Annotated in this window: 22 protein-coding genes; 15 read left to right on the forward strand and 7 right to left on the reverse strand. The window is 74.9% G+C overall.

Going from position 1 to position 23,899, the window contains the following annotated elements; translation table 11 throughout:
- Window positions 1-55: 55 nt before the first annotated feature.
- The 6 genes from ACFOYX_RS19270 (at window position 56) to ACFOYX_RS19295 (ending at window position 8,177) form a co-directional block, all read left to right on the forward strand.
- Window positions 56-2,956, forward strand: a complete 2,901-nt coding sequence (locus ACFOYX_RS19270; RefSeq protein ID WP_322439060.1) for a hypothetical protein — start codon at window positions 56-58, stop codon at window positions 2,954-2,956.
- Between the two features lie 46 nt (window positions 2,957-3,002).
- Complete coding sequence (locus ACFOYX_RS19275; RefSeq protein ID WP_109800814.1) at window positions 3,003-3,977, forward strand: alpha/beta fold hydrolase; 975 nt, start codon at window positions 3,003-3,005, stop codon at window positions 3,975-3,977.
- Between the two features lie 5 nt (window positions 3,978-3,982).
- Window positions 3,983-4,879, forward strand: coding sequence for a DUF3152 domain-containing protein (locus ACFOYX_RS19280; protein ID WP_109800815.1), 897 nt, complete (start codon window positions 3,983-3,985; stop codon window positions 4,877-4,879).
- Window positions 4,880-5,107: 228 nt separating this feature from the next.
- Window positions 5,108-5,860, forward strand: a complete 753-nt coding sequence (locus ACFOYX_RS19285; RefSeq protein WP_238453878.1) for a DUF3152 domain-containing protein — start codon at window positions 5,108-5,110, stop codon at window positions 5,858-5,860.
- Window positions 5,861-5,929: 69 nt separating this feature from the next.
- Window positions 5,930-7,150 (forward strand): adenylyltransferase/sulfurtransferase MoeZ, encoded by a 1,221-nt coding sequence (gene moeZ / locus ACFOYX_RS19290; protein WP_201749528.1) that lies wholly within the window; start codon window positions 5,930-5,932, stop codon window positions 7,148-7,150.
- Between the two features lie 121 nt (window positions 7,151-7,271).
- A complete protein-coding gene (locus ACFOYX_RS19295) occupies window positions 7,272-8,177 on the forward strand; it encodes a squalene--hopene cyclase (protein WP_236647386.1) in 906 nt (301 codons plus the stop codon).
- A gap of 12 nt (window positions 8,178-8,189) precedes the next feature.
- Here ACFOYX_RS19295 and ACFOYX_RS19300 read toward each other — a convergent pair whose 3' ends face one another.
- Complete coding sequence (locus ACFOYX_RS19300; RefSeq protein ID WP_109800817.1) at window positions 8,190-9,431, reverse strand: glutamate-5-semialdehyde dehydrogenase; 1,242 nt, start codon at window positions 9,429-9,431, stop codon at window positions 8,190-8,192.
- Between the two features lie 52 nt (window positions 9,432-9,483).
- Entirely contained in the window at window positions 9,484-10,593 is a 1,110-nt protein-coding gene (proB, locus tag ACFOYX_RS19305; protein WP_201749529.1) for a glutamate 5-kinase, read from the reverse strand.
- Window positions 10,594-10,654: 61 nt separating this feature from the next.
- On the opposite strand from proB, the gene ACFOYX_RS19310 reads away from it, so the two are divergent.
- From ACFOYX_RS19310 to ACFOYX_RS19325, 4 genes are all read left to right on the forward strand, one after another.
- Window positions 10,655-10,966, forward strand: coding sequence for an MGMT family protein (locus tag ACFOYX_RS19310; RefSeq protein WP_109800819.1), 312 nt, complete (start codon window positions 10,655-10,657; stop codon window positions 10,964-10,966).
- Between the two features lie 32 nt (window positions 10,967-10,998).
- A complete protein-coding gene (locus tag ACFOYX_RS19315) occupies window positions 10,999-12,390 on the forward strand; it encodes an MFS transporter (RefSeq protein ID WP_322439059.1) in 1,392 nt (463 codons plus the stop codon).
- A gap of 27 nt (window positions 12,391-12,417) precedes the next feature.
- Window positions 12,418-13,896, forward strand: coding sequence for an aminotransferase class V-fold PLP-dependent enzyme (locus ACFOYX_RS19320; RefSeq protein WP_322439058.1), 1,479 nt, complete (start codon window positions 12,418-12,420; stop codon window positions 13,894-13,896).
- A 192-nt stretch (window positions 13,897-14,088) separates the two neighbouring features.
- A complete protein-coding gene (locus tag ACFOYX_RS19325; protein WP_161557985.1) occupies window positions 14,089-14,301 on the forward strand; it encodes a hypothetical protein in 213 nt (70 codons plus the stop codon).
- A 51-nt stretch (window positions 14,302-14,352) separates the two neighbouring features.
- Here ACFOYX_RS19325 and ACFOYX_RS19330 read toward each other — a convergent pair whose 3' ends face one another.
- The 3 genes from ACFOYX_RS19330 to ACFOYX_RS19340 all read right to left on the reverse strand — a co-directional run bounded on the left by ACFOYX_RS19330 (window position 14,353) and on the right by ACFOYX_RS19340 (window position 17,273).
- Window positions 14,353-15,306 carry a hypothetical protein gene (locus ACFOYX_RS19330; RefSeq protein ID WP_322439057.1) on the reverse strand — a complete coding sequence of 318 codons (954 nt, stop codon included), beginning with the start codon at window positions 15,304-15,306 and terminating at the stop codon, window positions 14,353-14,355.
- A 208-nt stretch (window positions 15,307-15,514) separates the two neighbouring features.
- Window positions 15,515-16,714, reverse strand: a complete 1,200-nt coding sequence (locus ACFOYX_RS19335; protein WP_322439056.1) for a hypothetical protein — start codon at window positions 16,712-16,714, stop codon at window positions 15,515-15,517.
- Complete coding sequence (locus ACFOYX_RS19340; RefSeq protein ID WP_322439055.1) at window positions 16,707-17,273, reverse strand: sigma-70 family RNA polymerase sigma factor; 567 nt, start codon at window positions 17,271-17,273, stop codon at window positions 16,707-16,709. The genes ACFOYX_RS19335 and ACFOYX_RS19340 overlap by 8 nt, the downstream gene beginning before the upstream one ends.
- A 135-nt stretch (window positions 17,274-17,408) precedes the next feature.
- Between ACFOYX_RS19340 and ACFOYX_RS19345 the strand changes: the two genes are divergently transcribed.
- Both ACFOYX_RS19345 and ACFOYX_RS19350 read left to right on the forward strand, forming a co-directional pair.
- A complete protein-coding gene (locus ACFOYX_RS19345) occupies window positions 17,409-17,984 on the forward strand; it encodes an NADH-quinone oxidoreductase subunit B (protein ID WP_109804866.1) in 576 nt (191 codons plus the stop codon).
- 36 nt (window positions 17,985-18,020) lie between these two features.
- Complete coding sequence (locus ACFOYX_RS19350; protein ID WP_322439054.1) at window positions 18,021-19,337, forward strand: DUF2252 domain-containing protein; 1,317 nt, start codon at window positions 18,021-18,023, stop codon at window positions 19,335-19,337.
- Between the two features lie 18 nt (window positions 19,338-19,355).
- Here the strand turns inward: ACFOYX_RS19350 and ACFOYX_RS19355 are convergent, their stop codons facing one another.
- Window positions 19,356-20,402, reverse strand: a complete 1,047-nt coding sequence (locus tag ACFOYX_RS19355) for a glucose 1-dehydrogenase (RefSeq protein WP_322439053.1) — start codon at window positions 20,400-20,402, stop codon at window positions 19,356-19,358.
- 113 nt (window positions 20,403-20,515) lie between these two features.
- Here ACFOYX_RS19355 and ACFOYX_RS19360 point away from each other — a divergent pair, with 113 nt between their 5' ends.
- The gene (locus ACFOYX_RS19360; RefSeq protein ID WP_322439052.1) at window positions 20,516-21,334 is read left to right on the forward strand and encodes an NADH-quinone oxidoreductase subunit C; all 819 of its coding nucleotides are present in this window, start codon (window positions 20,516-20,518) and stop codon (window positions 21,332-21,334) included.
- On the forward strand, window positions 21,334-22,296 hold the full coding sequence (gene nuoH, locus ACFOYX_RS19365; RefSeq protein ID WP_109802415.1) for an NADH-quinone oxidoreductase subunit NuoH: 963 nt from the start codon (window positions 21,334-21,336) through the stop codon (window positions 22,294-22,296). The genes ACFOYX_RS19360 and nuoH overlap by 1 nt, the downstream gene beginning before the upstream one ends.
- Window positions 22,297-22,305: 9 nt before the next feature.
- Here nuoH and ACFOYX_RS19370 read toward each other — a convergent pair whose 3' ends face one another.
- Window positions 22,306-23,352, reverse strand: coding sequence for a glutathione S-transferase C-terminal domain-containing protein (locus tag ACFOYX_RS19370; RefSeq protein WP_322439051.1), 1,047 nt, complete (start codon window positions 23,350-23,352; stop codon window positions 22,306-22,308).
- A gap of 107 nt (window positions 23,353-23,459) precedes the next feature.
- Between ACFOYX_RS19370 and ACFOYX_RS19375 the strand changes: the two genes are divergently transcribed.
- Window positions 23,460-23,891, forward strand: coding sequence for an ester cyclase (locus tag ACFOYX_RS19375; protein ID WP_322439050.1), 432 nt, complete (start codon window positions 23,460-23,462; stop codon window positions 23,889-23,891).
- Window positions 23,892-23,899 lie beyond the last annotated feature (8 nt).

The following is a 23,899-nucleotide window of genomic DNA, read 5'->3' on the forward strand; positions in this document are numbered from 1 at the left end:
TTATCGCCACTGTCACCACACGGTAGCCTCAGCGGGGGCGACCAAGGAGCGCGCGGTGAGTGAATCAGGGCAACCCGGAGCCGCCACCCCGGGAGAGCACGGCGACGGGACGGGTCAGCAGGACGACCTGGCCCGTTCCGCCGGCGGGTGGGCGCCCCCGGCAGCCGGCTGGTCCCGCGGCGGGGAGGCCGGCCGCGAGCCGACACCCGCCTGGCGGCAGCCCGACCCCGCCGGCGGCTGGGGCGCCTCGTCCACTCGACACGGTGACCTGCCGGCCCCGCTGGCCGGGCCGCCCGCCGAGGCGCCGCCGGCCCGGGTCAACGGCCGTCCCCACGTCAACGGCGTGCGCTACGCCGAGGAGGAGCCGCCCGTGTCCCGCCAGGCTCCGGTGAGTGCCCCGCCCGCCGCCGAGCCGCGGCGCGACCTCGACGGCGACCGGCTGGTCGTACCGGCCCAGCGACCGGCGCCCCCGGCGGAGCAGCCGTCCGCCGAGGCCGAGCCCGGCCCGGCCCGGCACGCCTCGGACGACCCGCCGACCGGCCGCGGGTCGCGCTGGGGGGAGGGGACGGTCCCGTCCTCCGCGCCGCCGGCCGTGCAGGTGCCGCCGGTCGGCACCGCCGCCGCCGGGTTCGAGGTACCGCCCGGCTTCCACGCCCCCATCGTCGAGCGTGGCGCCCCCGAACCGGCCCCCTCGCTGTCCCGTGGGTGGGCCGACCGGCCGGCGCCGCCCGCCGCCGGGCCGGCCGATCACCCCGCCGTGCCGGCCGAGGAGCCGGGATGGCGTGCCGAATCGGCCGAGCGCCGCGCCGGGCCCGCCGAGGAACCGGCATGGCGTGCCGAACCGGCCGAGCGCCGCGCCGGGCCCGCCGAGGAACCGGCATGGCATGCCGAACCGGCCGATCAGCGCGCCGCGCCCACGGACGAGCCGGCGTGGTCGGGTCCGAGCTGGAACCAGCCGAGCTGGGGCAGCGGCTGGGCACCGCAATGGGCCCGCGACGACGAGCCGGGGGGCCGCCGCGCCCGCGACGAGCGGGCCGCGGAGTGGGCGCCCGAGCCGACCCGGCCGTACGAGCCGGCGCGCGCCGAACCCGCCCGGGCGTACGAGCCGACGCGGGCCGAGCCGACGCGGGCCGAGCCGGCGCCGGCCTACGAGCCCCCGCGGGCGGAGCCGGCCCGGCCGTACGAGGCCCCGCGCGCCGAGCCGTACGAGGTCGCCCGGACCGACGTCGCGCCCCGCCCGACGTACGAGCGGGAGAATGCCGACCGGCCGTCCTGGGCCGGCGGGGCACCCGCCGCAACGCCGTTCAGCTCACCGCCGCACACCGCCCCGACCAGCGCCCCGCCGGTGTCGTGGGCGGCGCCGGCCAGCGCCCCGCCGTACCCGGCGCCCACCAGCGTCGCGCCGACGCCCCGGGAGGCGCCCGGCGCCACCCCGGCGTACGCCGGCCCGCCCGCCGGCTCCGACCCGGCCCTCCCCACGGCCGCCCGGCGCGCCGAGGAGCGGATCGTCCGGCCGTTCCGACTGCGTCCCGAGGCCGAGGACGTCGCCGCCGCACCTCCCGCCGGAACGGGCGGCCAGCCGCCGCCCCCCGCCACCCCGGGCCCCGCCACCGCCACGAGCGGGACGGCCCGCTTCGACCGCGCCCCCGCGCCCGCCCCCACGAGCGCACCCCCCTATGCGGCCCGCCGGTCCGCCCCCGAACCGATGCCGACGGCCGAGCCGGTCGCCGACACCCGGCCGGACGACCGGGCGACGGCGATACTGCCGCAGCGCGTCCCCGCAGAACCGGACGTGCCCGTCGTGCCGGAGCCGCCAGCAGTGGAGCCACCCGCCGAAACCCCGGAACTCGCCCGGATCGCCACCCACCTGCGCCGGGACGACGAGCCCGCGCCCCTGCGGGAGCGACCCGAGGGGTTCGACGTGAACGCCATCCTGGACGCCGTCCGGGAGGTCGCCGGCGTCCGGGACGCCGCCCTGCGCCGGACTCCGGCCGGCGCGCACAGCCTCCGGCTCGACCTGGCCGACGGCGCCGACCCGGCCGAGGTGAGCCGCCAGGTGGCGCGGCTGCTCCAGGATCGGATGGGGCTGGCCGCCGCCCCGCAGAACCTGCCGGGGATGCCTGCCACGCCGCCGCCTCCGGTGCGCCGTCGCTCCGAGCGGCGCGCTGCCGAGACGCGCCCCGCCGAGGAGCGCGCCGGCGCCTCGCGTACCGGCCCGGCTCCGGCGGACCCGCGGGCGACGGACAGCCGCGACCCGCGCGCCCCGGAGAGCCGCCCCGGCCAGGAGCCCGAGGGGCGGGCCGGCCGGCTGGCCGAGGCGTCCGACCCGGAGAGCCGGAACGAGGCACGGGCGGAGCCGGAGACGCCGCGCCGGAGACGCCCGGCCGCGCCGCACCGGGGTCGGGCCACGGTGGAGGAGACGTCGCTCGCTGCCGCACCGGCCGGCGCCGCCACCGGCAGCCCGGCGACGCTCGGCACGTCGTACTCGGGTGGTCAGATGACCACGACGGAGACCGCGCCCTCCCGACCGCTGGACACCGGCGGCGCGCCGGGGCCCCGGGTGGTGATCGACCACGTCCAGGTGAGCACCTTCGGCCTCGACGCCACCGTCGAGGTCCGCCTGATCGCCGCGGACGCGACCGCCGAGGGCCACTCCACCGGCCCGGCCGTCGACGGCTACGTGCTGCGGCTCTGCGCGGTGGCCGCCGCGGCCGCCGTGGACGAGCTGCTGCGCGGCGCCGTCCAGCCGGGGGACCGGGGGCGCTGTTTCGTGGAGCACACCGCCGTAGTGCCGTTCGGCAACTGCGAGGTCGCCACCGTGGTGGTGCTGCTGGTCTGCGACGGGTGGGTGGAGCAGCTGGCCGGTTCGGCGCTGGTCGCCGGCGACCCCCGGCAGGCGGTGGTCCGGGCGACCCTGGCCGCCGTGAACCGTCGGCTCGAGGCGCTGCTGGCCTGATCCGCGACCGGTGTCGGCCAGCGGTGGCGTGGGAAACACTGGGAGCATGAAGCGCGCCACCCTCTGGCCGGACCATCTCCTGCCGGCGCACCACGTGCCGCCACCCTGGCCCGGCCGCGCGGTACGCCTCGACGGCACGGTCACCTACGTACGGGACACCCCGGCCACCGCGCCCGGCGCGGAGCCGGGGCTCTACGTGCACGGCCTGGGCGGTTCGTCGCAGAACTGGACGGACCTGGCCGGTCTGCTCGCCGACCGGCTGGACGGCCAGGCCATCGACCTGCCCGGCTTCGGGCGCAGCGAGCCGGGCCGGCGCTACACGATCCCCACCTTCGCCGAGCGGGTGGTGCGCTGGATCGAGCACAGCGACCGGGGACCGGTGCATCTCTTCGGCAACTCGCTGGGCGGGGCGATCTCGGTGCAGGTCGCGGCGTCGCGGCCGGACCTGGTGCGGACGCTGACCCTGATCTCCCCGGCGCTGCCGTTCCTGGACTTCCGGCGGTCCCTCCAGGGGCGGATGCTGCCGCTGTTGGCGATCCCCCGGGGCGAGCGGCTGGCCGCCTGGCGGCTGGCCCAGCTCGCTCCGGAGGTGACGGCCCAGCAGGTGATGGAGGCCTGCGTGGCCGACCTGTCCCGGATCTGCGACCAGCGCCGACAGGAGGCGGTCGAGGAGATCCGGATCCGCTACGAGGCCGCGCACTACGCCGCCGCGTACGTCCGGACGTTCCGCGGTCTGGTCTCCAGCTTCCTGCGGTCGTACCTGCCGGGGTCGGGTTCGCTCTGGCGGCTGGCCGCCACGGTGCGGGCGCCCACGCTGGTCGTCGGCGGTCGGCAGGACCGGCTGGTCGACGTCCGGGTGGCGCCGCAGGCGGCCCGGGTCATCCCGGACAGCCGGCTGCTGATGCTCGACGGTGTCGGCCACGTGGCGCAGCTGGAGGTGCCGCGTACGGTGGCGCGGGCGGTGGTGGGGCTGCTCGCCGAAACGGGGGAGAGCGCGCGGGGCCACGACATGGCAGGCTGAGCCGGATGCCCAGTTCCCCCCGGCCGCGCCATGGCTCCGCGCGGCCTGCCCCCGCCGGCTACCGCACCGCTCGACCCGCCGCCCGCCGTTGGCGGCCGGCCATGGTGGTGCTCGCCTTCCTCGTCACCGCCGGGGTCGCCGTCGGCGTGGCGGTGCAGCGGCCGCCGGCCAGCGCCGAGGTGCTGGTGGACGACGCCTCGCCCGCCCGGCCGGCCGCCCAGCCGGCCGCGCTCGCGCCGCCCCCGTCGCCGTCCGGCCGGCCCCTGCCGAGCCAGTCGACCGCCGCCGAGCCGGTGCTGAGCCTGCCCGGCCCGGTGCCCTTCGCGGGCCGGGGCAGCTTCGGGTACGACGACCGCCCGGGCGGGGTGCTCGGCCGGTCGGGCACGCTGGGGCGCTTCCGGGTGGCGGTGGAGAACGGTTCCGGGGAGGACGTGCACGCCTTCGGCGACGCGGTGCAGACGGCGCTCGCGGGTCCGGGGAGCTGGGTGGACAGCGGTCAGCTGCGGTTGCAGCGGGTGTCGGCGGGTGTCGGCTACGACTTCACCATCTACCTCGCGACGGCCCGCACGGCGGGTCGGATGTGTCTGGCCGGGGGCACCGACATCCGGATCGGTGGGCGCCCGTACACCTCGTGCCGGGCCCCGGGCAAGGTCATCATCAACCTGGACCGCTGGCGGCTGTCCGTGCCGCACCTGGTGAAGGCCGGGTTGCCGCTGGAGCGCTACCGGCTCTACGTGATCAACCACGAGGTCGGCCACCAGTTGGGGTACCACCACGAGCGGTGCCCGGGCGCGGGCCGGCCGGCGCCGGTGATGCAGCAGCAGACGCTCTTCCTGAACGGCTGCACGCCCAATCCCTGGCCGTACGTGGCGGGGCGGCGGTACACCGGACCGCCGGTGTGATCGTCCCGAAGACAGTGGTGGGACGGGTTTTGCGCCAAGAGTGGTGAACCCGGCCGGATGCCCGGAATCGCATGGGACGCTGGGGTCATGACGCCGTCGTCCCCTTACGACCCGCCTGCCGAGCCCGACCGCGGCCCGGCCCGTCCCGCTGGCCCGGCCCGGCTCGACTTCGGCCGTCCGCCGGCGGCGACCGGTCACCCGGCGCCGGTCCGACCGACGAGGCGTCGGATGCGGGGTCGCCGTCGGCGCACGCTCCTGCTGCTGGTCGCCCTGCTGGCGGTGGCCGGCACGGCGGCCGGCCTGACCGAGCTCACCCCCCGACCGGCGGACCAGCGACCCGCGGCCGCCGGGAATCCACGGCCGGCCAGCGGGCTCGGTGCGGAACCCCGGGGGGAGCCCGGCCGGTACCCGACCGAGGCCTCCGGCAGCTTCGCCGCCGCCGACGGCCGCTCCCCGGTACGCGGCTACGGCGGCCCGCTGCGCCGCTACCGGGTCGCCGTCGAGCAGGGCGCCGGGCAGGACGTGGACGCCTTCGCCGCGACCGTGGACGAGGTGCTCGGCGACCGGCGCAGCTGGATCGGCTCCGGCGAGCTGCGGGTGCAGCGGGTGGCCGAGGAGGCCGACGCCGACTTCACCATCTACCTGGCCACCCCGGCGACCTCGGAGCGGATGTGCGCCGACGGCGGGCTGACCACCGAGCGGTACACCTCCTGCCGGCTTCCCGGCCGCGTGATCATCAACCTGGCCCGGTGGATGGAGTCGGTGCCCGACTACGGCGCGCCGTTGGTGGTCTACCGCACCTACGTGATCAACCACGAGGTCGGGCACGAGTTCGGCGAGGTGCACCAGGCCTGCCCCGGGCCGGGCGAGCCGGCCCCGGTGATGCAGCAGCAGACGTACGGGTTGGACGGCTGCGTCGCCAACGCCTGGCCGTACGTGGACGGCTCCCGCTACTCCGGGGAGCCGGTCGACGGCATCTGACTATTCCCGCTCCCGCATGTCGGGCGACGTGTCCCCCCTCATGGCCGACCGGTGCTCCGCCGAGCGACAATGGCGCGGTTCACCAACGCCGATCCCGGGGAGTCCACCGTGTCGTTGCCCCCGCTCGTCGAGCCCGCCGCCGAGCTGACCGTTGACGAGATCCGTCGCTATTCGCGCCACCTGATCATTCCGGACGTCGGGGTCGAGGGGCAGAAGCGGCTGAAGAACGCCCGGGTGCTCTGCGTCGGCGCCGGCGGTCTCGGCTCGCCGGCCCTGATGTACCTCGCCGCCGCCGGCGTCGGCACGCTCGGCATCATCGACTTCGACACCGTCGACGAGTCCAACCTCCAGCGCCAGATCATCCACGGCGTCTCGGACGTCGGCCGGTCCAAGGCCGAGTCCGCCGCGGCGTCGATCCGCGAGATCAACCCGCTGGTCCAGGTGGAGATCCACAACACCGCGCTGGACCGGGAGAACGTCAGGGAGATCTTCTCCCAGTACGACCTGATCGTCGACGGCACGGACAACTTCGCCACCCGCTACATGGTCAACGACGCCGCGGTGCTGCTCGGCAAGCCGTACGTCTGGGGCTCGATCTACCGGTTCGACGGTCAGGCGTCGGTGTTCTGGGCCGAGCACGGCCCCTGCTACCGCTGCCTCTACCCGGAGCCCCCGCCGCCCGGCATGGTCCCGTCCTGCGCCGAGGGCGGCGTCCTCGGCGTGCTCTGCGCCTCGATCGGCTCGATCCAGGTCAACGAGGCGATCAAGCTGCTCACCGGCATCGGCGAGCCGTTGGTGGGCCGGCTGATGGTCTACGACGCCCTGGAGATGGAGTACCGCAAGATCAAGGTCCGCAAGGACCCGAACTGCGCGCTCTGCGGCGACAACCCGACGGTCACCGACCTGCTGGAGGACTACGAGGACTTCTGCGGCGCGGTCTCCGAGGAGGCGCAGGAGGCGGTGGTCGACTCGACCATCACCGCGCTGGAGCTGAAGGAGTGGCAGGACGCCGGCAAGGACATCTTCCTGGTCGACGTCCGGGAGCCCGCCGAGTACGAGATCGTGCGGATCCCCGGCTCGACGCTGATCCCCAAGGGCGACATCCTCTCCGGCGAGGCCCTGGTGAAGCTCCCGCAGGACAGGCAGATCGTGCTGCACTGCAAGTCCGGGGTCCGCTCCGCGGAGGCGCTCGCCGCGCTGAAGACGGCCGGCTTCCGCGACGCCGTGCACGTCCAGGGCGGCGTGCTCTCCTGGATCAAGCAGATCGACCCGTCGTTGCCCGCGTACTGAGTCGTCCGTCGAAGGGGCCCTTCCGCTGCCGGGAGGGCCCCTTCGCGTACCCGCCGGGGCCGGGCCACGTCGGCCGAGCTACCGAGGGCGTAACCGCGTTTGCGCCGGTAGCGTTGCCTTCGTGGTCGACTTGGACGCCGCGATCGGCTTCGTCGTGGCTCATGGTGACGCGGTGGACCGCGCCCGCCTCTCCCGGCTGCGCACCGGCACGCCGGTGCCGGTCGAACTGCTCGACGCGGCCGAGGCCGGGCAGGCGTCGGGTGGCGGCTGGCCGGCCACCCTGGGCAGCGACGTCGCCTCGATCGACGCGACCTGCTTCCGCCTCGGCGAGCTGGACGACCTCGGCGCGCTCGGTCGCCCGGCGGCCCGGCACGCCCTCGACTGGCTGGCCGTCCGGCAGCGCCCCGACGGCGGCTGGGACGAGGACCCGGCGCTGGCCGGGTTCGCCCCCGAGTGGGCCCGCCCCGGCGACCCGGAGGCCCAGCTCTACCTCACCGCCAACGCCGGGTTCTGGCTGACCGTCGCCGGGTTGGACGCCCGCGCCGCCGGCCCGCTCGACCATCGCGTCGGCGGGGCGTACGCCGGGGTGGTGCAGGCCGCGGCGCAGGCGGTCGCCGTGCAGCTCGCCCCGGACGGGAGCTGGCCGTCGTTCCTTCCCGCCGGCTGGCTGAGCGCGGCGGTGCTGCACCGGCAGCAGATGTACTACGAGTCGGCGCGGATCCAGGCGGTGCTGGCCGAACGGATCCCGGAGATGTCCCCGGCCGACGTGGCGTGGCTGGCCGCGACGCTGCGCCGGGTCGAGGTGGGCGAGGAGCAGTGGCTGCTGGTGTCGGCGCGCAAGCGGCTCGCCGAGACGCAGCGCAGCGACGGCGGCTGGGACAGCGACGACGGCCACCAGTTCGACGTGCACACCACCCTGCGGGCGATCCGGGCCTGCCGGCCGGCGGTCCCGGCCGTCGTGCCGGCGCAGCGCTCCGCGACCCCGGCGGACCCCGCGCCGCCGCAGGCTGCCCAGCCGAGCGGCTGAGCGGCGCCGCAGTCAGCGCAGGTGCCCGTCCCCGGTGACCACGTACTTGGTGCTGGTCAGCTCGGGCAGCCCCATCGGGCCGCGGGCGTGCAGCTTCTGGGTGGAGATGCCGATCTCCGCGCCGAAGCCGAACTCGCCGCCGTCGGTGAACCGGGTGGAGGCGTTCACCATCACCGCCGCCGCGTCGACCCGGGCCACGAACTCCCGGGCGGTGGGCTGCGAGTCGGTGACGATCGCCTCGGTGTGGCCGGTGCCGTACCGCCGGATGTGCGCGACCGCCGCGTCCAGCGAGTCGACCACGGCGACCGAGATGTCCGCGGACAGGTACTCGGTGGCGAAGTCCTCCTCGGTGGCCGGGACGACCGCGGCGGAGTAAGCGGCGACCCGGACGTCGCCGTGCACGGTCACCCCGGCGTCGGCGAAGGCGGCCAGCGCCGGCGGCAGGAACGCGTCGGCGATCCCCGCGTGCACCAGCAGCGACTCGGCGGTGTTGCAGGTGGACAGGCGCTGGGTCTTGGCGTTCAGGGTGACCGCTACCGCCTTGCCGACGTCGGCGGCGGCGTCCACGTAGACGTGGCAGTTGCCGACCCCGGTCTCGATCACCGGCACCGTCGACTCCTCGACCACGGTCCGGATCAGCGACGCGCCCCCGCGCGGGATCAGCACGTCGACCAGGCCGCGGGCGCGCATCAGCTCCTTGACCGAGTCGCGCGAGCCGGCGTCGAGCAGTTGCACCGCGTCGGCCGGTAGGCCGGCCCCGGCGACCGCGTCGCGGAGCACCGCGACCAGCGCCGCGTTGGAGTGGGCGGCCGAGGAGGAGCCGCGCAGCAGCGCCGCGTTGCCGGACTTCAGGCAGATCCCGGCGGCGTCCACGGTGACGTTCGGACGGGCCTCGTAGATGATCCCGACCACCCCGAACGGCACCCGGACCTGCCGCAGCTCCAGGCCGTTGGGCAGGGTCGAGCCGCGGACCACCTCGCCGACCGGGTCGGGCAGCGCGGCCATCTGGCGCAGCGCGTCCGCGATGCCGGCCACCCGCCCGGGGTCGAGCGCCAGCCGGTCCAGCACGGCCGCGGTCAGGCCGGCCTCCCGCCCGGCCGCCAGGTCCGTCGCGTTCGCGGCGAGGATCTCCGGGGTACGCGCCACCAGCGCGTCGGCCATCGCGGCCAGCGCGGCGTCCTTGACCGTACGGGTGGCGACGGCCAGCGCCTCCGCCGCGTCCCGGGCCCGCCGGGCCTGCTCGACGACGCTCATCCTGCACTCCTCGGGTGTCGGTAGGGGATCCCGTGCGGCACGGGGTTCCGGTTCACAGCAGCACCAGGTCGTCGCGGTGGACGACCTCCCGTTCGTACGCCGGGCCGAGCGCCGCGGCGAGTTCTCCGGTGGAGCGGCCGAGCAGCCCGGGCAGCTCCACCGCGTCGTAGTTGACCAGGCCGCGGGCCACCGGGGCGCCCTCGGCGTCCACCAGGTCGACCGGGTCCCCGGCGGTGAACGCGCCGTCCACCGCGGTGATCCCGGCCGGCAGCAGCGACTTGCGCCGGCCCACCACGGCCTGCACCGCCCCCGGGTCGAGGTGCAGCCGCCCGCGCGGGGTGGTGGCGTGGGCCAACCAGAACAGCCGGGCGGCCGGGCGCTGCCGTTCGGGGTGGAAGAGCGTGCCGACCGGCTCGCCGGCCAGCGCCTGGGCGGCCAGCGGGGCGGCGGTGAGCACCACCGGGATGCCGAAGCCGGTGGCGATCCGGGCCGCCTCGACCTTGGTCACCATGCCGCCGGTGCCCACCCCGGCGCGGCCGGCGCCGCCGACGTCGATGCCGGCCAGGTCGCCTTCGCAGTGCACCTCGCCGATCCGCGCGGTCTGCGGCCGGGACGGGTCGCCGGTGTAGAGGGCGTCCACGTCGGAGAGGAGGACCAGCAGGTCGGCGTGGACGAGCGCGGCCACCAGCGCGGCGAGGCGGTCGTTGTCGCCGAACCGGATCTCCTCGGTGGCCACCGTGTCGTTCTCGTTGACGATCGGCACCGCCCGCAGGTCGAGCAGCTTGCGCAGGGTCCGGTACGCGTTGCGGTAGTGCACCCGCCGGGTCACGTCGTCGACGGTGAGCAGCACCTGCCCGACGGTCAGGCCGTGCCGGGCGAAGCTGGCCGCGTACCGGCCGATCAGCAGGCCCTGGCCGACGCTGGCGGCGGCCTGCTGGGTGGCCAGGTCGCGGGGGCGCCGGGCCAGCCCGAGCGGGGCGAGGCCGGCGGCGATCGCGCCGGAGGAGACCAGCACCACCTCGCGGCCGTCGGCGGCGAGCGTGCCGAGGGTGTCGACCAGCGCGTCGACCCGGGCGTCGTCCAGCCCGCCGGCCGAGGTGGTCAGCGAGGATGAGCCGATCTTGACGACGATCCGCCGGGCCGCCGTGACTGCTTCGCGCACCCGACCATTCTGCGCGGTCGGGTCCGCCGCACCGATCGGCGTTCCCATATCGTGGCTGGCCGTGACACCTGACGAGTACGTCGAGGCGGTGCTGGACCTGGTCGAGCGGATCCCGCCGGGCCGGGTGATGTCGTACGGGGCGGTCGCGGACGCGCTCGCCGAGCGCTCGGGGCGGGCATCGGCGCGACTGGTCGGCTCGATCATGGCGCGGTACGGGGGCGGGGTGCCCTGGCATCGGGTGGTGAACTCGGCCGGGCGGCTGCCGCCGGGACACGAGGTCGAGGCGCGGGCCCGGCTGCGGGCCGAGGGTTGCCCGCTGCGCCCGTCCGGGGTGGACATGGCGGCGGCCTGGTCGCCGGAGGAGGGGATGTGACCCGGGCCATAACGTGAGTAACATTCGGCCCCATGGACGCGACGGGGCCGACCGGGCGGCTGCCCCGCCGGGTGCACGCCGGCTACGCACTGGGCTCGCTGGTCACCGGCGCCTTCGGCACCGTGCCCGGGCTGCTGCTCCTGCCGTACCTGACCGACACGCTGGGCGTCGCCGCGGGCGTGGCCGCCCTGCTGGTGCTCCTGCCGAAGGCGTGGGACGTACTGGTCAACCCGGTCGCCGGGCGGATCTCCGACCGGACCCGGTCGAGGTGGGGCGCCCGCCGGCCGTACCTGCTGCTGGGCGGGCTCGCGCTGGCCGTGCTCTTCGCCGGGATCTTCGCCGCGCCGTTCGGCGCCGGGCCGGCCGCCGGGGCGTACGTGGCGGTGGCGTTCCTGGCCACCGCGACCGCGTTCGCCTTCTTCCAGGTGCCGTACGTGGCCATGCCCGCCGAGCTGACCGGCGACTACGCGGAGCGTACCCGGCTGATGAGCTGGCGGATCGCGGTGCTGGCGCTGGCCATCCTGGTCTCCGGGGCGGTGGCCCCGGCGGTGGTGACCGCCGGCGGCGAGGGGGTGGCCGGGCACCGCTGGATGGGGCTCTTCGTGGCCGCGCTGATCGTGGCCGGCGCGGTCGGCGCGTTCCTCGGCACCCGCGCCGCGCCGACCGGCACGGTGGGGGAGAGCGAGCCGAGCCTGCGCGCCCAGCTCGCGGTCGCCGGCCGCAACCGGCCGTTCCGGGCCCTGCTGGCCTGCTTCGTGGTGCAGTCCGCCGGGGTGGCCACCGTGCTGGCCGGGGTGAGCTACTTCGCCGACCAGGTGCTGCGCGACCCGGAGACCGGGCCCACCCTGCTCTTCGCCTGCTTCGTCGGGCCGGCGCTGCTGGTCATGCCGCTCTGGACCCGGGTCGGCGCCCGGGTGGGGAAGCTCGCCGCCCTGGTCGCCGCGTCGCTGATCTTCGCGGCCGGCGCGCTGGCCCTGGTCGCCGCGCCGGTGCTGCCGGCCGTCGGGGTCTACCTGCTGGTCGCGCTGATCGGCGTCGGCTACGCCGGCCAGCAGGTCTTCGCGCTGGCCATGCTGCCGGACTGCATCGCCTACGACACCGCGCGCACCGGCCGCCGCCAGGCCGGCGTCTTCACCGGCCTGTGGACCGCCGGGGAGACCTTCGGCCTGGCCCTCGGCCCCGGCCTGTACGGCCTGGTCCTCCAGGTCTCCGGCTACGTCTCGTCCTCGACGGGCGTCGCCGCCACCCAGTCCGCACCGGCCCGCCTCGGCGTCCTCCTCGGCTTCACCGTCCTGCCCGGCCTCCTGGTCGGCGCGGCCGTGCTCCTGCTGCGCCCCTACGACCTCACCGCCTCCCGCCTTGCCGCCGCCACCCCCACCCGCCCCGCCGACCACGGCGTCGTGGTGGGGGAGGAGAGCCGCTGACCGTCAGAAGAAGGGCGCCACCAGGCCATGATCGACAACAGGGCGGGCGCGTTGCCCGTCGAGGGAGTGCCCACCGAGCGGGTGCTCGACGAGATCCGCGGCTTGCGGGGGCTGGACCGGCCCACGCACGGGGGGCGGCTGTTCGCGTACGTGTACGACCCGGGGGTGCCCGGGCTGGACGAGCTGGCCCACGCCGCGTACGCCGGGAGCGCGCACGTGAACGGGCTCGACCCGACCGCCTTCCCGTCGCTGCTGGCGATGGAGAACGCCCTCGTCGGGGCGGCGGCCCGGCTGCTCGGCGGCGGGCCGGGCACCAGCGCGCCGGACGCCGTCGGCAGCGTCACCAGCGGCGGCACCGAGTCGCTGATCCTTGCCGTGAAGGCGGCCCGGGACGCCCGGCCGGAGATCGCCGAGCCGCGGATCGTGGTGCCGGTCAGCGGGCACGCGGCGTTCGCCAAGGCGGCCCACTATCTGCGGGTGGCCCTCGACCCCGTGGCTGTCGACCCGGCCACCCTCCGCCCCACCGTTGCCGACGTGGCCGCCGCGATCCGCCCGGAGACCGTGCTGGTGGCCTGCTCCGCCCCCTCGTACGCGCACGGCGTGGTCGACCCGGTCGCGGAGATCGCGGCGGTCGCCGCGGCGGCCGGGGTGCGCTGCCACGTGGACGCCTGCTTCGGCGGCTGGACGCTGCCCTGGCTGCGGCGCCTCGGCGCGCCGGTGCCGCCGTTCGACTTCGCCGTCGACGGGGTCACCTCGATCTCCGTCGACCTGCACAAGTACGCGTACGCCCCGAAGGGGGTGTCGGTGCTGCTGCACCGCGATCCGGGGCTGCGCGCATCCCAGTACTTCGCGTACGCCGACTGGCCCGGGTACACGATGGTCAACCCGGTGATCGCCTCCACCCGCTCCGGCGGCCCGATCGCCGCCGCGTACGCCACGCTGCGGCACCTCGGCGAGGACGGCTACCTGCGGCTCGCTGCGCTCACCCGGGACGCGGTGGCCGGGCTGGCCGACGCGGTGCGCGGGGTGGACGGCCTGCGGCTGATGGCCGAGCCGGAGTCGAGCGTGGTCTGCTTCACCAGCACCGATCCGGGGCTCGACCTGTTCGTGCTGGTCGACGAGCTGACCGCCCGGGGCTGGCACACCCAGCCCCAGCTCACCTACGCCGGCCTGCCGGCCAGCGTGCACCTGACGGTGACCGCGGCGGTGGCCCCCCGGGTGGCCGAGTTCGGCCCCGACCTGGCCGACGCGGTCGCCGCGGCCCGGCCGGCCGGTCCGGTCCAGCTCCCGCCGGAGCTGCTGGCACTCGCGGGCAGCCTCACCCCGGAGGCCCTCACCCCCGAGCTGATCGCCGGGTTGGCCGCCGGGCTCGGCCTCGGCGGCGGCGCCGGGCCCCTGCCGGACCGGATGGCGATGGTCAACACCCTGCTCAACGTGGCCCCGGTGCGGTTGCGGGAACGGCTGCTGGTGGAGTTCGTCGGACTGCTGCAACGCCCGACCTGGTGACCTTTCGCCGACGGCGAGGGCCCGGAACCGACCCGGTTCCGGGCCCTCGATCCGTTTGCGATACGCGACACAACCTGACGGATGTATCAATCGACATAAGTATCGACATTACTGGATAAATGGAGGTTATCCGGCATCCGCCCGCTGCATAGCGTTCCTGTCATCGGAACGACCAACACGGGAGGAACCCACATGAACCTTCGGAAGATCGCGATTGCCGCAGCGGTGAGCCTCGCGGGCCTGGCCCTGGGCCTCGGCAGCGTGACGGCTGCCGTCTCGGCGATCGGCCCGGGCCCCGGCGTCGCCGACCCCATCGGCCCCGGCCCCAGCGTGGTGACGGCGATCGGCCCGGGCCCCAGCGTCGCCGACCCGATCGGTCCCGGCCCCAGCGTCGCTCAGCAGTGACGAGCCGCGTCACCCGGCCGGGGAGGACGCCCCGGCCGGGTGACGCGTCGTTCAGCTCGCGTCGGCCGCCGTCACGTTGAACGTCGCGGCGTTGTCCGCCGGGTCGGCGTCAGCCACCGCGATGGAGTCCCACCGCGTGCTGAGCTCGAACGTGACGCTGCCCAGGTCGCCGGCGGTCGTGCCCGGCTCGGCGCGGAGCAGTACGTCGAAGCTCCGCTCCTCACCGGCCATGAACCGCCCGCCCGGCACCACGAAGTTCGTGAAGAAGCTCGGCAGGTCCTGCGGGTCGGTCCCCCAGATCGCCACCCCCGCCGGCAGCGAGGTCGCGTCGACGTAGAGGAAGTCGTGCGCCGCGTCGCCGGACCAGCGCACGGTCACCGGCAGCCGACCCTGATAGCTGCCGTCCTCCTGCCGTACCAGAGTGGCCGCGCCCGCCGTGGTGATCGACGCCCGCGCCTGGCTGTCCTGGACGTACGGGACCGGGTTGCGCAGCGAACCCGAGGTGGAGCGGAAGCGCGCGACGAAGCTCTCCCCGTCGGCGACCTCCGGGCTGCCGTCGCCGACGTTGACCGAGACCTGGCCCCCTGTCGCGGTCATCGCCACGTCGCGTGGCGTGGTGAGGGCCTGGAAGGCGACCGAGAACGTCCGCCGCTCGCCCGGCTTCAGGTTGGGACCGGGCACCAGGCAGTTGACGACCCGCCGGTTGTCCTGCAACCCCTGGAAGCCGCACGGGCTGTCCGGCGACAGGTTGCCGATCGAGCCGGCGACCGGCTCGACGATCGTGACACTGAAGTAGGTGTCGACCCGACCCAGGTTGGTGACTGTGATCGGCAGGTCGCCCCGGTAGCCGCGCTCGGTCGGGTCGAGCACCAGCCGGCCCACCGAGACGTCGGCGTCGAGGCCGCCACCGGCGGGTGCGGCCGCGGCGGGTGCGGCGAACGCCAGCAGCGCCGTGGCTGAGCCGAGCAGGACGGTCGCCAGCCGGCGTCCGGTACGTGTGGTCATGTTGATGTCCTCCCGTGTTCCCCGTTGCCGCGACGGTCGTCCGCCGCGGTGTCCCCGGTAGCACGCAATGGCCTCGGACCGGGTTGCGGCGGCTGCTGTCGGGAACGCGACTGGTCGAAAGTCTTGACGACGAACCTGCCGGCTGGAAGGCAGCGGGAACTGCGTACGGCCCGCCGGGCACCCGGCGGGCCGTACCGGAGAATCGCGATCACCGGTAGTGGTAGCGGTCCTCGTTGTTCTCCCGCGACGGATCCAGCAGCGGGTCGGCGTCGGTGCCGATCGGCGTGACCTCGGCGATGCCGGTGCCACTGCTGGTGTTCGAATTCCGGAGCCCGAACTGGAAGATGCGCGTCGCGCCCGGGCCGAGCGGGCCGAACCGGCAGGTGATGGGGCCCTTGGGCGGCGGCCCGCCCTGGCAGGCGGACCAGTCACCGCCGTCCGCCGTGGTCCCCACCTGCATCCGCAGGTGCACCTCGACCAGGTTGGCCGGGGCCTGGCTGAGGTTCCGGACGGTGACAGTGATCGTGCCGGTCCGCGTGCCGTCGGCGTTCTTCGGCCCCCAGGCCAGGTCGGTGGCGGTCACCGAGAGGTCGGCCAGGTGCGGGTTCGGGCCGAAGGAGGTGGGCCCGTCAACCTGGGTGAACCGCTCGCCGGTCCAGCGGTACCCCCGCCACTGGCGCTGGGACCAGTCGAGCGACCAGCCGCCACCGGGCGCCAGGTCCGCCATCTCCACGCGGATCGTCCCGCCGCCGGTGACCTCGACCGCCAGTAGCCATTCCGGGTTGGGGCGCGCGGAACGGGTCACCTGCCCGAGCGTGACGATCCGGCCGCGCTCGTCCCGGTCGAACGCCACCACCTGCGACGGCCCGTGCTGCCCCACGAGGCAGCGGAGCAGGGCGAGCGTCTCGTCCCGGCCGTCCCCGTCAACGTCCCCGTGGTCCAGCCCCTCCAGCAGCACGTCCCCCTCGGTGCGGTACGTGGCCGAGAGTCGCGTCGGGCCCGCCTCGCAGACCGGGTTGGGCAGCCAGGCGGGGAGGTCCAGCCGGGCGGCGAGGAGTTGGGCGCGGGTGATCCGGCCGTCCGGTGCCGCCGGGGTGGAGCTGGCGGTGCTCGGCGTCGGTGACGGGGCCGGCGAAGTCGGCGAGGCGGTCGTCGCCGACGGCGTCGGCTCGGCGGTCTGGGCCGGCCCGGGCCGCGGATCGTGCTGCCGGTCCAGGGCCGCGTGCGCGGCGACCGGGACGGCCACGGCGAGCACCACCGCCGTCGCGGTGGCGACCACCGCCCGCCGGCGCCGCCGCCGGACGGTCTCCCGTACGGCGCCCGGACCGGCCGGGTGCACCGCCGACACGACCGCCTCGCGGTACGCGGCGAACTCGCCGCTGACCAGCATCTCGTCGAACTCACTCATGGTGGTTCACCTCGTTCGTGGCGAGCTGGGCCGCCAGCGCCGCCCGGCCGCGGTGCAGCCAGGACTTGACCGTGCCCTCCGGCACCTGTTCCTGCTGGGCGATCTGTGTGACGGAGAGATCCGCCAGGTAGTGCAGCACCACGGCCCGCCGATGGTTGGCCGGCAGCAGCGCCAGGGCGGCGGCCAGCGCCACCCGGTCCGGGCCGGGCCCGGGCACGTGCTCCTCGCGCTGCCGCAGGAGCCACGTCTGGGCGGTCCGCAGCCGCCGCCACCGGCTGGTGGCCAGGTTCCAGGCGACCCGGCGTACCCAGGCGACCGGATCGTCGTAGCGGGACACCCGCGACCAGCGGGCGAAGGCCCGGCAGAACGCCTCCTGCACCAGGTCCTGCGCCTGCGGCAGGTCACCGCAGTACGCGGTGAGCTGGAGCGTCAGCGACCGGAAGTGCGCGTGGTACAGCTCGTCGAAACCGACCCCGTCGGTCCGCTCCCGGTCCTTCCGCCGGCCCGTGGCTCCCTCGGGTGGCGGCTCGTCGAGCCTCGGTTCCCCCGTCACCATCATCTGGTCCTCCCCGTGCCGTCGCCGCCGACGCGGTCGACGCTCGTCACACGTCTCGATGCTCCCGACGGTTGCGCCGGTTGCCGCCCGAGCGCTGTGGTTGACTGTCAGATCGGGGACACGCGAGGGAGGCCCGAGGTGCAGCTACCGGCGGTGCTCGGCGAGCCGATCCGGTTCGTGCTGAACTGGGGACGGCGCTACTCGCTCTGGGTGTTCAACTTCGGCCTGGCCTGCTGCGCCATCGAGTTCATCGCCACCAGCATGGGCCGGCACGACTTCATCCGGCTCGGCGTGATCCCATTCGCCCACGGGCCCCGGCAGGCCGACCTGATGGTGGTCTCCGGCACGGTCACCGACAAGATGGCCCCGGCGATCAAGCGACTCTACGACCAGATGCCCGAGCCGAAGTACGTCATCTCCTTCGGCGCCTGCTCCAACTGCGGCGGCCCGTACTGGGACTCGTACTCGGTGACCAAGGGCGTCGACCAGATCATCCCCGTCGACGTCTACGTGCCCGGCTGCCCGCCCCGGCCGGAGGCGCTGCTGCACGGCATCCTCCGCCTCCAGGAGAAGATCGCCGCCGAGCAGTCCGGGATCGGCGGCGTCAGCCGCCCGGACCGGCTCGCCTCGCCGGCCGACGCCGGCCCCGCGGAGGCCGCGCCGCGCCCGGTGGCATCCCTCACCGCGCCACCGGTACGTCCTCCGGCCGGCTGAGGCCGGCAGTGGCCGCCGGGGATTAGCCTGCGGACCATGACCCAGTCCGCGGACAAGCGCTCCGCCTTCATCGTCGACGTGCTGACCGAGGAGTTCGGCGCGTCGATGGCGCTCGACCCGGCGGCCTTCCGCCGCAAGTTCCGCAAGATGGCGGCGTCGCCGTTCGCCTTCTACCGGGGCAGCGCCTCGCTGTTCTACGCCGACCAGCGCGCCGACTTCGCCGACGACCTGTTCCTCGACGACCGGACCAGCCGGGTCTGGATCCACGGCGACCTGCACGCGGAGAACTTCGGCACCTACATGAACGCCTCCGGGCAGCTGGTGTTCAACGTCAACGACTTCGACGAGGCGTACGTCGGGCCGTTCTCCTGGGACCTGAAGCGGTTCGCGGCCAGCGTGGCGCTGCTCGGCTACGCCAAGGCGCTCTCCGACCAGGTGATCGGCGAACTGGTCAGCGGCTTCGCCCGGTCGTACCTCACCGAGCTGCGGGCCATCGCGGCCGGCGGGGACGACGCGATCGGCTCGATCACCCTGGACAACGCCGACGGGGTGCTGCGGCGGGTGCTCCAGCAGGCCCGGCTCAACACCCGGGTCGACCTGCTCGCCACGCAGACCACCATCGACGACTACGACCGCCGGTTCTTCCTCGGCGACGGCGTGTTCGAGGTCGACGGACAGACCCGGGAGAAGGTTCGCGCCGCCTTCCACGACTACCTCGGCACCCGGCCGGAGTCGGCGATCCGGCTGCGTCCGGTCGCGGCGAACATCAAGGACGTGGTGCTGCGAAAGGGCGTCGGAATCGGCTCGGCCGGCCTGCCGTCGTACAACCTGCTGCTGGAGGGGCACACCCAGGCGCTGGAGAACGACGTCGTCATCTACATGAAGCAGGCCCAGGTGCCGGCCGTGGCGCGGTACATCGACGACGAGCGGGTCCGCGGCTACTTCAAGCACCAGGGCCACCGGACCGCCGAGTCGCAGCGGGCGCTCCAGGCGTACGCCGACCCCTGGGTGGGCTTCACCGAGCTGGACGGGGTCGGCCAGCTCGTCGCCGAGGTCTCCCCGTACGCGGCCGACCTGGACTGGGCGGACGTCAACGAGCCGGAGGAGCTGGCCGGGGTCCTCACCGACCTCGGGCGGGCGGTGGCTCGCATGCACTCGGTCGCCGACGACGAGTCCAGCCACGACCTGGTCGACTACTCCACCGAGGAGGCGATCGTGGCCGCCGTCGACGCCGACGCGGACGGCTTCGGCCGGTACCTGGTCGACTTCGCGCACACGTACGGCGTCCAGGCTCGCCACGACCACCAGCTCTTCGTGGACCTGTTCCGCAACGGCAGGCTGCCCGGCGTCTGAGCCGCCCCGCCCGACTGCTCAGGCGGTGAAGTCGAGCACCACCTTGATGTCCTCCGGTCCGGTGGTGTACGCCTCGGCGTACGCCTCCACCGGCACCCGGCGGCTGATCAGCGAGTTCAGCCAGGCCTGGTCGGCCCGGGCGAGCGCCTCGGCGGCCAGTTCCCAGTGCCGCCGGTTGGCGTTGACCGAGCCGAGGACCACGTTGTTCTCCAGCACCAGGGCCCGGTTGAGCGCGCCCGCGTCGAAGTCGATGGTCCGGCCGCCGCTGGACACCCCGGTCAGGCAGACGATGCCGGTCGGCCCGGCCTTGAACATCGCGTCGAGCACCACGACCGGCGCGCCGGTGCACTCCACCACCACGTCCGGCGCGAAGTCCAGCTCGGTCACGGGCGTGGCGTGGTATGTCGCGCCGAGCGCCCGGACCAGGTCGGGCTTCGGCCCCTCGGTGGCCCGGTCCAGCACGTGCACCGACAGGCCACGCTGCGTGGCGAGCAGCGCGGCCAGCAGGCCGATCGGCCCGGCCCCGGTGACCAGCACGGTCTGTGGCTTCCACTCGGCGCGGCGGCCGATCCGCTCGATGTGGTCCCAGGCCTTCGCCACCACGCTGGTCGGTTCCAGCAGCATCCCGACCGGGGCGAGGACCGGGTCCAGGCCGACGGCGAACTTCGGCTGCACCCGCCACCGGTCCCGGGCGAACCCGGGCAGCGCCTTGATCCCGTGTTCGGTGTACTGCCCGTTGCGGCACATGTCCCACTCGTCCACGGCGCAGTTCGGACAGGGCACCGGGTCGGGGTGCCGGACGATGCCGGCCACCAGGTCGCCGGCCTGGAGGGTGCCGGTGGGGTCCTCCAGCACCCGGCCCAGCGACTCGTGGCCCAGCACCAGCCGGTCCTGGCCGGGTGGCGCTTCCCCGTAGGCCCCGGCGATGATCTCCTGGTCGGTGCCGCAGACGCCCACCGCGAGGGCCTCGACCAGAATGGCGCCCTCCTCGGGGGCGGGCTCGGGCCACTCCTCGATCAGCCGCAGCGAATCGGGAACCCGGGGAGACACAGTCACAGCGCGCACGGGTTCATCCTTCCCGTCCCGGAGCCCGCCCGCCGGCAAAGCGACCAGATCCCCGGACCGGGAGCGCGGGCGGCCCGACACGGGTGCGGGCCGCCGGCCCTAGGATCAGCGGCATGACTCCGGAAGAGGTCGGCCAGCGGGTGGTCGCGCTACTCGCGCCCGTGGCGGCCACCGCGTCGGTCTCCGGCGGTCAGGGGTACGCCCGCGCCACGGTGGACGTACCCCCGGCGAGCTGGCGGGACGTGGTGCGCGCGGCCCGCGACGACGCCGAGCTGGCCTTCGACTTCTTCGACTGGCTGTCGGCGGTCGACGAGCTGGCCGAGGGCTTCGACGTGGTGGTCCACCTCTGGTCGACCACCCGGCGGCACGGGCTGCTGCTGCGCACCCGGTTGCCCCGGGAGGCGGCGACCGTGGCGTCGGTGATCGACCTCTACCCGGGCGCGGCCTGGCACGAGCGGGAGACGTACGAGATGTTCGGCATCTCGTTCGACGGGCACGGTGAGCTGAAGCCGCTGCTGCTGCCGCCGGAGTTCGAGGGGCACCCGCTCCGCAAGGAGTTCGTCCTCGCCTCCCGGGTGGCGAAGCCCTGGCCGGGCGCGAAGGAGCCGGGCGAGTCCGAGGCCGGCGGCGGCCGCCGGCCGATCCGCCCGCCGGGCGTACCGGCGCCGGGAGAGTGGGGCACCACGCCGACCCCCGCCGGCGCGGCCGGTGTCGGCGAGGGCCCGCGCGGCGGTACGCCCGCCCGCCCGGCCCGGGAGCGTCCCGCGCGCCCCACCCCCGGCGACCGTCCGGCCCGGCCCGGTGCCGGCGAGCGGCCGACCCGCGCGGCCGACGGTCCCGCCCGGCCCACCCCCGGTGAGCGCCCGACCGGGCCCGGCCACGCCGAGCCGGCGGCCGGTGCCGAGCCCACGGCCGAGGAAGGGAAGGCCTGATGCCGACCTGGTTGGAGCTGGTCCTCCGGGTGGCTGGCGTGCTGGTCGCGTTCCTCACCCTGCCGCTGGTCGTCGGGCAGGTCGAGCACAAGGTGATGGCGCACATGCAGGGCCGGCTCGGCCCGATGTACGCGGGCGGCTTCCACGGCTGGGCGCAGCTGATCGCCGACGGGATCAAGTTCGTGCAGAAGGAGGACGTCACGCCGCGCGACGCGGACCGGGCCGTCTTCCGGCTGGCCCCGGCGGTGGCGCTGGTGCCGTACCTGCTCGCGCTGCTGGTGATCCCGCTCGGACCGGGCGACCTGGTGGGGCAGCCGCTGGACATCGGCCTCTTCTTCGTCCTCGCGGTGGTCGGCATCGGCGTGGTGGCGGTGCTGATGTCGGCGTGGGCGTCGGCCAACAAGTACAGCCTGCTCGGCGGCCTGCGCGGCGCGGCCCAGTTGCTCGGCTACGAGCTGCCGCTGGTGCTGGCCGCCGCGTCGGTGGCGATGGCGGCGGGCACGCTCAGCCTCTCCGGCATCGTCGAGGCGTGGCGGCCGTGGTGGCTGCTCTGGCAGGCGCCGGCGATGGTGATCTTCTTCGTCGCCGGGCTGGCGGAGATCCGGCGGCCCCCGTTCGACATGCCGGTCGCCGACTCGGAGCTGGTCTTCGGCTACATGACCGAGTACACCGGCCTGCGCTTCGCCTTCTTCCTGCTCGCCGAGTACGTCGGCATCGTGGTGATCGCCGCGCTGACCACCGTGCTGTTCCTCGGCGGCTGGCAGGGGCCGTTCGCGGACGCCCAGCTCGGCTGGCTCTGGACGCTGCTCAAGGTCTTCGCCGTCGCCTTCGTGATCATCTGGCTGCGGGTGTCCTACCCCCGGCTCCGCGAGGACCAGCTCCAGCGCCTCTGCTGGCTGGTGCTGGTCCCCCTGGCCCTGGCCCAGCTCGTCCTGACCGCCGCCGTCCGCCTCGCCCTCTGACCGGACGCCTCAGCGCAGCGGGGTGTGGGCGGGGTCGACCCGCTCGGCCGGTGGCGGAGGCGGGGGTGGGGTGCCGTCGCCGAAGGGGCGGCCGCCCAGGGACTCGCGGCCGTGCGGGGTGAGCCAGTTCGACAGGTCCGGCCCCGACGGGACCACGCCGGTCGGGTTGATGTCCCGGTGCACCTCGTAGTAGTGCCGCTTGATGTGGTCGAAGTCGACGGTGTCGCCGAAACCGGGGGTCTGGAACAGGTCCCGCGCGTACGCCCAGAGCACCGGCATCTCGGTCAGCTTCTGCCGGTTGCACTTGAAGTGGCCGTGGTAGACCGGGTCGAAGCGGGTCAGGGTGGTGAAGAGTCGCACGTCCGCCTCGGTGATCGTGCCGCCCACCAGGTACCGCTGCCCGGCCAGCCGCTCGCTCAGCCAGTCCAGCCGGTCGAAGAGCCGGTGGTACGCCTTCTCGTACGCCTCCTGGCTGCCGGCGAAGCCGCACCGGTAGACGCCGTTGTTCACGTCGGCGAAGACCACCGCGTTGACCTCGTCGATCTCGTCGCGCAGCCGCTCCGGGTACAGCTCCGGCGCCCCCTCGCGGTGGTACGTGGTCCACTCGGTCGACAGGTCCAGGCTCATCCGCGCGTAGTCGTTGGTGACCACCTGCCCGGTCGGCACGTCCACGATCGCCGGCACGGTGATCCCCCGCTCGTACCCCGGGAACCGCTTGAAGTACGCCTCGGCCAGCCGCTCGATGCCGAGCACCGGGTCCCGCCCGCCCGGGTCCAGGTCGAAGGTCCAGCTCCGCTTGTCGTGCGTCGGCCCGGCCACCGCCATCGAGATGGCGTCCTCCAGACCGAGCAGCCGGCGGACGATGACCAGCCGGCTCGCCCACGGGCAGGCGCGGCTGACCGCCAGCCGGTACCGGCCGGGCTCGACCGGCCAGCCGTCCCGGCCGTCGGCGGTGATCCGGGTGGCGATGTAGCGCTGGTCCCGGGTGAACTCGCCGCCCGGCTCGACGTACTTCCCGCCGGTCCGCTCCAGGATCTTGTCGCTGTCCGCGCCCACGCCGCCTCCTCGCCATCGCCCGCCGGTCACGCCGGCGTCCGACTCCCATCATGGTCGCTCCGGGGTCCCGGGGCAGCCCCGACGCGACGCGGGGCTAGGCTGCCGCGGTGACCGATCTGGAGGCGAGGGCCCGACGCTTCATCGCCGACGTGTGGAACGCCGGCCGCGAGGAGACGGCGTACGAACTGATCGCCGAGGACTGCCCGGGGCTGGGCGGGACCGGGCCGGCGGCGACGCTGGCCTGGCACCGGGACCGGCGGGCGGCCTTCCCGGACCTGCGCTACAAGGTCGTCGAGTTGGTGGCGGCCGGGGACCGGGTGGCCGTGCACTGGCGGGCCGCCGGCACGCAGGCCGGCCAGTTCGGCCCGGTGCCGCCGACCGGGCGGGTGGTCAGCTACTCCGGGGCGACCTTCCTGCGCTTCGACGAGACGGGCCGGATCCTCGACGTGTGGAGCGTCAACGAGCTGTTCCAGGTCCTCCAGCAGCTCGGCGTGGAAATGCTGCCCCCGCTGCCCGGCCTCATCGACCCCGGGGCCTGATCCGGTCG

This window comes from Micromonospora sp. GCM10011541 (genome assembly GCF_042650725.1).
GTDB classification, from domain to species: domain Bacteria; phylum Actinomycetota; class Actinomycetes; order Mycobacteriales; family Micromonosporaceae; genus Micromonospora; species Micromonospora sicca.

What these genes read in the sequence shown, in the direction of transcription:
- ACFOYX_RS19330 (WP_322439057.1), bottom strand. Translation starts at nt 15,306, where the DNA reads ATGACCACACGTACCGGACGCCGGCTGGCGACCGTCCTGCTCGGCTCA.
- ACFOYX_RS19340 (WP_322439055.1), bottom strand. Translation starts at nt 17,273, where the DNA reads ATGATGGTGACGGGGGAACCGAGGCTCGACGAGCCGCCACCCGAGGGA.
- ACFOYX_RS19350 (WP_322439054.1), top strand. Translation starts at nt 18,021, where the DNA reads ATGACCCAGTCCGCGGACAAGCGCTCCGCCTTCATCGTCGACGTGCTG.
- ACFOYX_RS19315 (WP_322439059.1), top strand. Translation starts at nt 10,999, where the DNA reads ATGGACGCGACGGGGCCGACCGGGCGGCTGCCCCGCCGGGTGCACGCC.
- moeZ (WP_201749528.1), top strand. Translation starts at nt 5,930, where the DNA reads ATGGCGCGGTTCACCAACGCCGATCCCGGGGAGTCCACCGTGTCGTTG.
- ACFOYX_RS19335 (WP_322439056.1), bottom strand. Translation starts at nt 16,714, where the DNA reads ATGAGTGAGTTCGACGAGATGCTGGTCAGCGGCGAGTTCGCCGCGTAC.
- ACFOYX_RS19325 (WP_161557985.1), top strand. Translation starts at nt 14,089, where the DNA reads ATGAACCTTCGGAAGATCGCGATTGCCGCAGCGGTGAGCCTCGCGGGC.
- nuoH (WP_109802415.1), top strand. Translation starts at nt 21,334, where the DNA reads ATGCCGACCTGGTTGGAGCTGGTCCTCCGGGTGGCTGGCGTGCTGGTC.
- ACFOYX_RS19275 (WP_109800814.1), top strand. Translation starts at nt 3,003, where the DNA reads ATGAAGCGCGCCACCCTCTGGCCGGACCATCTCCTGCCGGCGCACCAC.
- ACFOYX_RS19360 (WP_322439052.1), top strand. Translation starts at nt 20,516, where the DNA reads ATGACTCCGGAAGAGGTCGGCCAGCGGGTGGTCGCGCTACTCGCGCCC.
- ACFOYX_RS19320 (WP_322439058.1), top strand. Translation starts at nt 12,418, where the DNA reads ATGATCGACAACAGGGCGGGCGCGTTGCCCGTCGAGGGAGTGCCCACC.
- ACFOYX_RS19280 (WP_109800815.1), top strand. Translation starts at nt 3,983, where the DNA reads ATGCCCAGTTCCCCCCGGCCGCGCCATGGCTCCGCGCGGCCTGCCCCC.
- ACFOYX_RS19285 (WP_238453878.1), top strand. Translation starts at nt 5,108, where the DNA reads ATGCGGGGTCGCCGTCGGCGCACGCTCCTGCTGCTGGTCGCCCTGCTG.
- ACFOYX_RS19300 (WP_109800817.1), bottom strand. Translation starts at nt 9,431, where the DNA reads ATGAGCGTCGTCGAGCAGGCCCGGCGGGCCCGGGACGCGGCGGAGGCG.